The organism is Calidithermus roseus, assembly GCF_003574095.1.
Taxonomy (GTDB): Bacteria; Deinococcota; Deinococci; order Deinococcales; family Thermaceae; genus Calidithermus; species Calidithermus roseus.
This window is the reverse complement of sequence record NZ_QWLA01000098.1, coordinates 1-9,807: the sequence shown is the minus strand read 5'-3', so window position 1 is coordinate 9,807 and position 9,807 is coordinate 1. Positions and strand designations below refer to the sequence as shown.

General features: G+C 72.3%; 9 protein-coding genes. 7 read left to right on the top strand and 2 right to left on the bottom strand.

Translation table 11 applies throughout. The annotated features are described in order from the left end of the window. Positions 1 to 613 (top strand): DNA double-strand break repair nuclease NurA (locus Mrose_RS19015; RefSeq protein ID WP_338025237.1); only part of this gene is annotated, 613 nt, incomplete at its 5' end. A 118-nt stretch (positions 614 to 731) separates the two neighbouring features. Here the strand turns inward: Mrose_RS19015 and Mrose_RS16800 are convergent. Both Mrose_RS16800 and Mrose_RS16795 read right to left on the bottom strand, forming a co-directional pair. Next, on the bottom strand, positions 732 to 1,481 hold the full coding sequence (locus Mrose_RS16800; protein WP_119280225.1) for an ATP-binding protein: 750 nt from the start codon (positions 1,479 to 1,481) through the stop codon (positions 732 to 734). Then, positions 1,474 to 2,688 (bottom strand): hypothetical protein, encoded by a 1,215-nt coding sequence (locus Mrose_RS16795; protein WP_119280223.1) that lies wholly within the window; start codon positions 2,686 to 2,688, stop codon positions 1,474 to 1,476. The genes Mrose_RS16800 and Mrose_RS16795 overlap by 8 nt, the downstream gene beginning before the upstream one ends. A 325-nt stretch (positions 2,689 to 3,013) precedes the next feature. Between Mrose_RS16795 and Mrose_RS16790 the strand changes: the two genes are divergently transcribed. The 6 genes from Mrose_RS16790 to Mrose_RS18670 form a co-directional block, all read left to right on the top strand. Then, positions 3,014 to 4,540, top strand: coding sequence for a toprim domain-containing protein (locus Mrose_RS16790; protein WP_119280221.1), 1,527 nt, complete (start codon positions 3,014 to 3,016; stop codon positions 4,538 to 4,540). Beyond that, positions 4,533 to 5,267 carry a hypothetical protein gene (locus Mrose_RS16785; protein WP_119280220.1) on the top strand — a complete coding sequence of 245 codons (735 nt, stop codon included), beginning with the start codon at positions 4,533 to 4,535 and terminating at the stop codon, positions 5,265 to 5,267. Before Mrose_RS16790 ends, Mrose_RS16785 begins: the two co-directional genes overlap by 8 nt. Then, complete coding sequence (locus Mrose_RS16780) at positions 5,264 to 5,872, top strand: DsbA family protein (protein WP_119280218.1); 609 nt, start codon at positions 5,264 to 5,266, stop codon at positions 5,870 to 5,872. Before Mrose_RS16785 ends, Mrose_RS16780 begins: the two co-directional genes overlap by 4 nt. After that, positions 5,872 to 8,463, top strand: a complete 2,592-nt coding sequence (locus Mrose_RS16775) for an ATPase, T2SS/T4P/T4SS family (protein WP_119280216.1) — start codon at positions 5,872 to 5,874, stop codon at positions 8,461 to 8,463. Before Mrose_RS16780 ends, Mrose_RS16775 begins: the two co-directional genes overlap by 1 nt. A 23-nt stretch (positions 8,464 to 8,486) precedes the next feature. After that, positions 8,487 to 9,617, top strand: a complete 1,131-nt coding sequence (locus Mrose_RS16770; protein WP_119280215.1) for a type IV pilus twitching motility protein PilT — start codon at positions 8,487 to 8,489, stop codon at positions 9,615 to 9,617. Beyond that, positions 9,580 to 9,807: hypothetical protein (locus Mrose_RS18670; RefSeq protein ID WP_147371694.1), on the top strand; the 228-nt coding region annotated here is incomplete at its 3' end. The genes Mrose_RS16770 and Mrose_RS18670, both read left to right, overlap by 38 nt.

The following is a 9,807-nucleotide window of genomic DNA, read 5'->3' as shown; positions in this document are numbered from 1 at the left end:
GGAGGGCCTGCGCCACTACGTCCCCCTGGGCTTCCCCCACGCCGACGTCGCCCAGCTGCGCCACCGCCTCACCGAGGCCATGCGCCGGCTCGAGGTGGCCCTGGTTAACCGGCTAGCCGAGGCGGGGGAGGAGGGGCTGACGGTGCTCGACGGGCAGCTCTTCCCCGGCGAGGCGCCCTTCCGGCGGCCCGGGCAGGTGCTGGGCTACACCAAGACCCAGGCGGCTAGCTACCTCGACCCCTCCCGCCAGGCCCTGCTGGGCCGGCTCGAGCCCGGCGAGCGCACCCCGGTGTTCTTCCTCAGGGGCCTGGCCCGCTGCCGCCCCCTCGACGTGTTCAGCTGGTACCTACGGCTGCCCCTACGGCCAGCCCGCCCCTACCATCCCTCCGCAGCGCTGCTGCGGGTGGAGACCCCGGCCGCCGACGCCGTGCAAGCAGTGGCTCTGGCCGACCTGTCCGTGAGCGTCTTCTGCGCCCTGGCCTCCTCTCCCGCCCGCGACCCCCGCGCCCCGCAGAACCTGATCCCGGTGGGGGGCCTCGAGCTATGGCTGGGGCGCTACCTGGGCCAGCCCGAGGTGGTGCGGCGGCAGATCGCCCGGGCGCTGTTCGGCTAAGGCGTCCGGCGCGCGTTGGCAAGGCAAGGCCGCCCCGGAGGGCAGCGGTCGCGGTGTAGGGCACGTGCTGGAAGTAGTTACTACGGGGAACGGCAACGCCCTGGCCTCGGCGGGGCGTTCAGTCGCCGGGAGGGAAGGGGCCCTGAGCGGCTGCGGCCCGGTGGTCGTGGCCCCCCACCTCCAGCACGTAGCCCTGCGTCAGGCGGCTGGCGATGGCGGCGGCGGCCTCGGCCTCGCCCCCTGCGAGCCGCCGGGCGAACTGCAGCGGGGGGTAGTTGCTGCTGACGATGAGGGACTTGCCCTCGCTGGAGAAGTGCTCGAGCAGGGCGTACAGCGTCTGGTAGGCAAAGTCGGTAGGCTTGATCTTGCCGGCATCGTCGAGCACAAGCACCGAGGCCGGGCGATAGTCGGGCGCCTCGCCCTGGCCGCGGATGCTGCGGTAGAGCGCTTCGAAGTACTCGGCCTCGCCCAAAAACAGCGCCTTGTGCCCTGCAGCCGCCAGGCGGCGGGCGGCCGCCACCGCCAGGTGGGTCTTGCCGCGCCCGGGTAGGCCGTAGAGGTAGAGGAACTCCCCCGGCCGGAGGCCCTGGGCTGCCGCCAGGGCCTCGGCGTTGGCCGGCTCGCGCACGTAGCCCTCGAGGGTGAAGCCCCGGTAGCGGCGGGGCACGCCGGCCAGGAATTGCTCGAGGCAGACCCGCCCCCGCCACAGCCGCCGCAGGCCCCGGTAATACTCCTCCTCCCGGTCACGCAGGCAGTCGCAGTCGTGGGAGATGTCCTCGGCGAAGCGGTAGGCGCTCTCGAGGGCCGCCGCCCCGCACAGCGGGCAGGGGGGCAGCCGCGGGACGTTGGTGCAGGAGAGCTCAAACATCAGCCACCTCCCCCGGCAGGGGATCGCCCCCCGGGGCCCTCCTCCGGGCCCCGTACTCGCGCTCGAGCTCGTCCAGGCCGTAGCTCGAGGTCAGCGGGCCGTACTCGGCCTCCAGCCGCTCCCAGGCCCCGGGGGCGGGCGGGCGGCCTTGTGGTGCACGGGCGTCAGCCCGTCCCGAAGGGGATCGTCCCCTGGGCGGGTTCCCCCACCGGGCGGCCTCGGGCTCTGTGTGCGCGGGACGGTCCTCGACGACGGCCCGGTAGTAGTTCCACGCCCCCTTGGGCGTGCTCTGAACAACGGCGAGTTCGAGGGCCCGCGCTACCCGGGCCTCGCCGTAGGCCCGCACGTCCTCGGCCAGGAGGGGCAGCCAACTCCCCCAGGTCACCGGGCCCCGCTCCCCAGTCTTGTTCAGCAGCCGGTACGAGCCCTTGAGGGCCCGTGGGGCCTGGCGCGCGAGGTAGAACCAGGCGTTGCGGGTCCGCTCCTCGCTCACCGCCACCCGGGCAAAGTTTTTCTGCCAGCCCGCCAGACCCAGCGCCTGGGCCAGCTCACCCACCGCGTCGTGCCGCTTGGCCGGGTGCCCGCCGCGGGTCGCCGGGGAAGATCCTTCCGCCTGCGACCCGTGGGGTGCGCCTTCCGACCGGTGCGCGGGCGCAGCCCGTCCTGAGAGGGGGGCGTCTTCCTGGCGGAGCATGCCTCGAGCGGGGGAAGCCGGGGCGGCTCGAGAGGGGGTGCGCGGGGCAGCCCCTTCGGCGGCCCCGCCCGCCGAAGGAATTGCCAGCAATTCCTTGCTCGAGGCAAGAATCGAAGATTCTTGCTCGTTAAATTCTGTCTTTTGTTTAATTCCTTCTTTTTTAAGCTCCGGCTTAGCCGGATACGGCCCAGCCGTATCCGGGTTTTCAGGACGCGGGTCCTGGCTCTCGTCGTGCACCAGGTACTCCCGGCCGGTGAAGCGGCCGCGCGCGTCCTTGAGCTGGCGGCGCTCCAGGTAGCCGTTGCGCGCCAGCTCCTCGAGGATGCGGTAGGTGCGGTCGCGGCCGCTGCCCGGGCGGCGGGTGAGGTCGGCCACCCGCACCTGCCAGTCGGTGGGCTTGCTGACCAGGTAGGCCAGCATCCCCAGCGCCTCCCACGACAGCCGCGCGTCGTTGAGGGTGGCGTTGGGCAGCACCGTGAAGTCCCGCTTGGGTCCGCGGCGGATGACGCTCACGGCCGCACCTCCGCGGGCGCGGCGGATGCAGATGATGACGATCCCCCGACCGTGGCCACGGTCGGGGCTGCGATGGAAGCTCTATGGGCACAGGCTGTGGGCACCTTGCACTCCTTTCTCGCCTGTGCTACCCTGAAAACGACAACTAAGACAGGGTAGCACCTGTGGCGTCAACCCCCGGTTCTCCAAAACTTCGGGGGGTTGTTTTTAGTATATTTCGCCTTCCTTGAGTTTCAAGATATATAAATTTGATGGTAGGACTATATCCAGTCCGTCTCTCATCTTTGATCAGAGTCCCCTATCAAAGGCCGCTATAGTGTGGGCTATGATCGAGACGCCCCAACCAGGACGGGCTGAGGAGGGTCGGTGGCTCGAGCTGCCCCAGAAGCTCACGCGGGAGAACCGCTGGGCGCTGTGGCGGCCGGGCGCGAAGCGCGGCGCCAAAGGGCGGCCGGTTCTCGAGCTCGTGCAGGCGGCCAACCCCGCCGTCACCGCAAGCGTGGAGGACCCCTACAGCTGGGCCAGCTTCGAGCGGGCCTGCCAGGCGCTGGCGCAGGCCCAGGCCTCGGGCCTGGCCTACGTCAACTCGCGCTACAACCCGGTCGTGGCCATCACCTTCTACAACGCTCTCAAGGACGGCAAGGTCGCGCCCTGGGCCATGCGCTACCTAGACATGCTCAACTGCTACGCCGAGGAGGGCGTGGTGCCGGGCTCGCTGCTGCTGCTGTACGAGGGCGGCAGCGAGCAGCCCCTGACCTGGGGCAATGTGGCCGTCCGGCGCAGCCCCTTCATCGCCCTCACCGGGCGGCACCTGCCGGGCTCGCCCAGCCGGGTGGGTACCTCGCCGACGCGGCTGCAGGCCTTCATCGACGCGAGCCGCCGTGACTTCGAGCGCATGATCGAGCGGCGCGGCGGCGACCCCAAGAGCCACATGGCGGGGAAGGGCCTCGAGCGGCTTCTATCCAGCCTCAAAGGGGTGCGGAAGACCGGGCCCGGCCGCTGGATGGCCTACTCGCCGGTGCGCGAGGAGAGCGAGCCCTCGCTCTCGATCCGGCTGGCGAACGGGCGCATCCTGCTCTACGACTTCGGCGGGGCGTCCACCGAGGAGGTCATCCGCGCCCTGGGCATCGGCTACGGCGACCTCTTCACCGACGAGACCCCCCCCGACCTGCCCCCCTCCCACCCGCGCTCGGCCAGCCTGGTGCGGCTGCTGGAGGGCGAGATGCTGCAGCGGGTGCGCCAGGCCCAGGCCCGGCTGCGCGAGCTGGGGCGTTTGCCCAAGGCTTTCGAGAATCGGGGCTTCGGCCTCGAGGCGGCGCTGGAGGGGGGGCTGGGGGCGCTCAACGAGCACGACGGGGTGATCGTGTACATGGACGCCGAGGGGCGCCCGCTCAACGCGGTGGTGCGGCGCGGGGTGGTGAAGGAGGGGGAGAACCGCTTCTACACCCTGACCCCCGGCCACGGCAGCCCGGTGTGGATCGGCCCGGGCCTCCTGCAGGCCCGGGCGGGCGTCGTGGTGATGGAGGGGGCGACCAACGCGCTGCTGGTGTGGAGCCTGGTGCGCCAGGAGGGCCTGGGGGTGATCGGGGTGCCGGGGGTGGAGAACGGGCCGGCCAAGGAACTCGTCGCCCGGCTGCCCCTGCAGCCCATCTACCTCTACGCCGACCCCCACGACAGGCGGGCGCAGGTGCTCGAGCGCTGGGCGGCGCCCTTCCGCGAGCAGGGCTTCCCGGTGCGGCTGCTCGAGCCCCTCGACCCCGCCGGCCGCACTGACGCCAACGAGTACGCCCACCGCCACGGCGGCCAGGCCCTGCTGGAGCGGCTGGTGGAGCTGGGGGTGGGGAGTGACTGAGCTGTACAAGCTGATCTACGGCCTGCTGGACTCGGTGCTGGTGGGCGAGTACGGCGTGCTCACTCGCACGCGCGGGATGGTGGCCCTGCTGAGCGAAGACCTGCCCGACGGGGCGGGCTGGGTGGACGGCCTGAGCGACGCCGAGGTGCAGGAGCTGTGGCAGCTCCTGCACCAGTGGGAAGGCCTGCAGGCCTTCGTGGCGGCCCGCGACGCCTTCCTGGCGGCGGGGATCGAGCCCGAAGGCCGCAGGGTGCTGGCCTGGGGGCTGCGCCGGGGGGGCACGCTGCGGCTGGAGGCCTTCGACTGCTACTACCGCGGGGCGCGGCTGGAGCTGGGCGAGGGCGGGCAGGCGGCCAACTACGCCCTGGCGGTGATCGAGGAGATGATGCGCGCGGGGGTCTGCCCGCGCCTGTCGGCCCCGCTGCACTTCGGCTGGGAGGACGAGGCCGCGGAGATCCTGCACCGCTGTGCCCAGGAGGCCGAGGAGGCCGCGTTGCCCTTCCCCTCCGATCAGGTTGAAGGGCTGTTGGGGCTGGAAGGGCCGGGCGGAGTGCCGCGCTCGGCAGCGCGGGCACGGGGCTTCGGCTTCGCGCGGGGGGAGGGGGTGCTGCTGTGGCTGGTGGTGGGTCGCGGCGAGGGCCCCCGGGCCGGCGGCTTCGCGGTGGTGGCCTTCGGCGTCCAGCAGCCCGGGGGCGCCGTGCGCATCGAGCGGGGGGTCCAGGCATGAGCGCGCGCGTCCCCCTCCACAAGTGGCTGGTGCTGGGCGGCGGGCTGCTGGCGGCGGCGATGGTGTGGCTGTGGCCGCGGCCGGCGCTGCCCGAGGGCGTGGCGGTCGAGGCCCACCCCCTCAGCCTGGGGCCGGCCTCCCGGCCCGCCCTCACCATCTTCAGCTGGTGGGGCTGTCCCCACTGCCGGCGGGCCTGGGAGCGCTACGGCGGGCGCTGGGTGGCGCGGGCGAAGGCGGGGGAGATGCGGCTGGTGTTGCGGCCGCTGGCCCGCGGCAAGGCCGAGGGCCTGGCCAGCGCCCTGCTGTACTGCGCCCCGGCTGAGGCGCGTTGGGCGATGGTCGGGCGGCTGTTCGAGGCGGCGCGCCAGGGCGAGGACCGGCTAAGGGCGGAGTTCGCCCCGCTGCTGCCCTGCGCTGCCAGCGCCGCCACGCTGCGGCAGACCGCGGCCGACCTCGAGGCCGCCCGCCGGTGGGCCGTCGCCTACACCCCCACCCTCTTCGAGGCGGGTCGGCGGGTGGAGCAAGGGCGCATGGAGGAGGTCATGGCGCGCTGGGCTGGCCTCCCGGAGGAGGCGAGCCCGGCACGGCGGGAGGAGGGACGCTGATGCGTCTGCCGGACGAACGCGCGTTCTTCGAGGTGCTGGTGCAGGATCTCCGCGCGCTGCCCCCGCTGCGGGCGGCGGCGGTTCGCAAGCAGCTGAAGGAGAGCGGCCGCCCGCTGGTGGCGGGCCTGGCGGCCGTCGCGCGGGTCGCCCCCGCCACCATTGCCCAAGCCCTGGAGCGCGTCGGCTGCCCCCCGCTGCTGCTGCGCGCCGTGGACCGGGTGGCGCTGCAGGCGGTGGCCGCCGAGGAGTGGGAGCGGCTGGCCTGCGTGCCGCTGGTGCAGGAGGGACGATCCCCCGAGGGCCTGTGGCTCGCCAGCGCCGAGCCCTTCGAGCCGGAGGTGCAGGCCCTGGCCGAGCGCCTGGGGGCCGTCGGGGTGGGCTACGCCGAACGGGAGGGGTTGCTGGAGGTGCTGCGGCGGGAGCTGGCCCGCGTGACCCCCGCGGCCCCGGGCCTGACCCCTCCGCAAGCCGCGGGGGGCGCGCCGGCGCGGGGGGAGGCTGAGCCCCTCGCAGACGAGCCTGCCCCCTCCCCCGCGCCCTCCGCCGGCCCCCTGCCGCGCGAGCGGCGGGTGCTGCAGGCGCTGGGCCTGGGCCACCTCGAGCCCCCGCCCAGCGCCCGGCACGAGGTCGAGCGCTGGCTGGTGGAGGAAGGGTACGTGGGCGAGGGCGTGCTCTACGCCGAGCTCTCCCGCGCTAGCGGCTGCCCCTTGTGGCCGGGGCTCGACGGGCTGCTGCTCGAGCGGCAGCCCGACCAGGCCGAGATCCTCGAGCGGCTGCGGCTGCTGAGCGTGCGCAAGGAGGGGGAGGCTTACTACGTCACCTGGCGCGCCTTCGTCGAGGATGAGATTGCCGCAGCGGGGTTGGAGCGGCGCCCGGTGGCCCTGACCTACCCCGAGATCTGGCTCATGGCCCACCGCTCCGCCCAGCGCGGGCGCCCGGCCGGGGCCCGGCCCAGGAGCGCCCTGGAAGCGCTGTGGCTCAAGGGCCGCATCGACCGGCGCACCTTCGAGGAGCATCAGGCCGACCCCCGGCGGGGGGAGAACCTGCTGCTGGCCCAGGGCCTCGTCAGCGAGGAGCAGCTGACCGAGGCGCGGGCCGAGGCGCTGGGCCTGGCCTACGTGGACCTGCAGGCCGCGCCTCCCGACCCGGGAGTGCGCCGGCGCATCAGCGACGCCTACGCCATCTCGCTGCGGGCCATCCCTTACCGGATGAACGAGGCGGGGGAGCTGGTGGTGGCGGTGTCCGACCCCGAGGACATCCAGCGCAACGACGAACTGCGCATGCTGCTGCGCAACACCCCGCTGCGGCTGGCCCTGGCCTCACCCAGCGCCATCCAGCGCGTGATCGCCCGGGACTACGGCCAGCTGCGCGACCTCGAGGAGGTCAGCGCCCTGGCGGAGGGCGCGGGGGAGGGGGGGGGCGGGACGGAGGGGCTGGAGGTCGAGGGCAACGCCCTCGACCGGCTGGTGGGCTCCTTCATCCGCGAGGCCCTGCTCTCCGACGCCTCCGACGTGCACATCGAAAGCCACAAGCACCAGGGGGTGGTGCGCATGCGGCGCGACGGGGAGCTGCACGAGTACACCACGCTCCCGGCGCGCTCGACCCCGCTGGTGATCCAGAAGGTCAAGCTCAAGGCCAACCTCGACATCGCCGAGCGGCGCCGCCCGCAGGACGGGCGCTTCCGCTTCAAGGAGGGGGGGTTGGAGGCGAGCGTGCGGGTGTCCACGGTGCCCGGCATGTACGGGGAGAAGGCCGTGCTGCGGCTGCTGAGGAACGAGGGCAAGGCCCCACCGCTGGAGGAGGCGGGGTTCCAGGCCGACACCCTGGAGGCCCTGCGCCGGATCATCCGGCGGCCCTACGGGCTGTTCCTGATCACCGGGCCCACCGGCTCGGGCAAGACCCGCACCGGCATCTCCATCCTGAGCGAGATCGCCCGGCCCGAGGTCAACGTGCTGACCGTGGAGGACCCCGTGGAGTACGAGCTGCCGGGTTTAACCCAGGTGCAGGTCAACTCCCAGGCCGGGGTGACCTTCGCCGACGTGCTGCGGGCCTTCCTGCGGCAGGACCCCGACATCATCTACGTCGGGGAGATCCGCGACCGCGAGACGGCGCAGGTGGCGGTGCAGGCGGCGTTCACCGGCCACCTGGTCATCGCCACGCTGCACACCAACGACGCGCCCTCCAGCGCCACCCGGCTGATGGACCTCGGGGTCGACCCCGCCAACGTCAGCGCGGCGCTGCTGGGGGTGCTGGCCCAGCGCCTGGTGCGCAGGCTCTGCCCGGCGTGCTCGAGCGAGGACCGCGAGGGCAAGAGCGAGCGCTTGCTGCACCGGGAGCTCCGCCACGCCCGGCTGCCCAACCCCGACGGCTGCCGGCACTGCCGCGGGGGCTACGCCGGGCGCACCGGGATCTTCGAGTTGATGGAGGTCGACCGCGCCCTGCAGTCGGCGCTGGCCCAGCGGGCCCCCACCGAGCGCATCCGCGAGCTGGCGTTGGAGAAGGGCATGCGCACGCTGGCGGAGGACGGGGTGCTCAAGGTCGAGCAGGGCGTGACCTCGGCCGAGGAGGTACTGGCGAAGACCATGGCCTAGGAAGGGAGCGAAGGGAGAGAAAAATGCTGACCAAAGGTGCTGCGTTCATGGAGTTTTTGGATCTGCTGAGCACGGCGGTATATATGCAAGCCAGCGACATCATCCTCAAGCCCGACCTGCTGCCCGTGGCCCGGGTGCACGGGGAGCTGAGGCTGATGGAGGGGAGCCGCATCTTCGTGGGTCGCGAACTCGAGGAGAGCGTGAAGGCGCTGCTCAACCTCGACGACGACGAGGATTCGGCGGGGCGCGTGCCCGACCCCATGGCCAACGAGCGCCTGCAGCGCTGGATGGAGCAGAAGAGCCTCGACTTCTCCTTCTTCCTGCGCGACGTGGGGCGATTCCGGGTGCACGTGTTCATGGAGCGGGGCAAGTGGTGTGTGGTCGCCCGCACCATCCCCAACGAGATCCGCTCACTGGAGGAGCTGGGCCTGCCCGAGCGGCTGTTCGACCTGGTGCGCCAGCCGCGGGGTCTCTTCCTCGTCACCGGGCCCACCGGCTCGGGCAAATCAACGACCCTGAACACCCTCGTGAACTACCTCAACGAGAACTTTGCCAAGCACATCGTCACCATCGAGGACCCCATCGAGTTCCACCACAAGAACCTGCGCTCGGTGATCTCCCAGCGCGAGGTCGGGTCCGACACCATCAGCTTCCGCCAGGCCCTCAAGGATTCGCTGCGCGAGAACCCCGACGTGATTCTGGTGGGCGAGATGCGCGACCCCGAGACCATCGGCGCCGCCATTACCGCCGCCGAGACCGGCCACCTGGTGCTGGGCACCCTGCACACTAAGGGCGGACCAGAGACGGTGAGCCGTATCCTCGACGCCTTCCCCGCCGAGCAGCAGGCCCAGGTCACGGTGCAACTGGCCAGCAACCTGGTGGGGGTGGTCTCCCAGCAGCTGGTGCCGCGCTCCGACCAGCCCGGGCGCATCGCTGCCTACGAGCTCTTGACGAACTCGCCGGCGGTATCCAATATCATCCTCGCGCGTAAGTCGGCCGGGCAGATGCGCGCCGACCTCTCTGCCGCGCGCGAGGTCTTCACCCCCATGGACATGAGCCTGGCCACCCTGGTCAAGCAGGGCAAGATCAGCATGGCCGCCGCGGAGGCGAGGGCCTATGACGTGGCTGAGGTCCGCCGCTTCTGCGCGCTCTAAGCCCCACCCCCACCGGCTGGTGGCCCTGCTCACCCCCCATCACCTGCGCCTGCTGTGGCTGCGGGAGGGCCTGCGCCACTACGTCCCCCTGGGCTTCCCCCACGCCGACGTCGCCCAGCTGCGCCACCGCCTCACCGAGGCCATGCGCCGGCTCGAGGTGGCCCTGGTTAACCGGCTAGCCGAGGCGGGG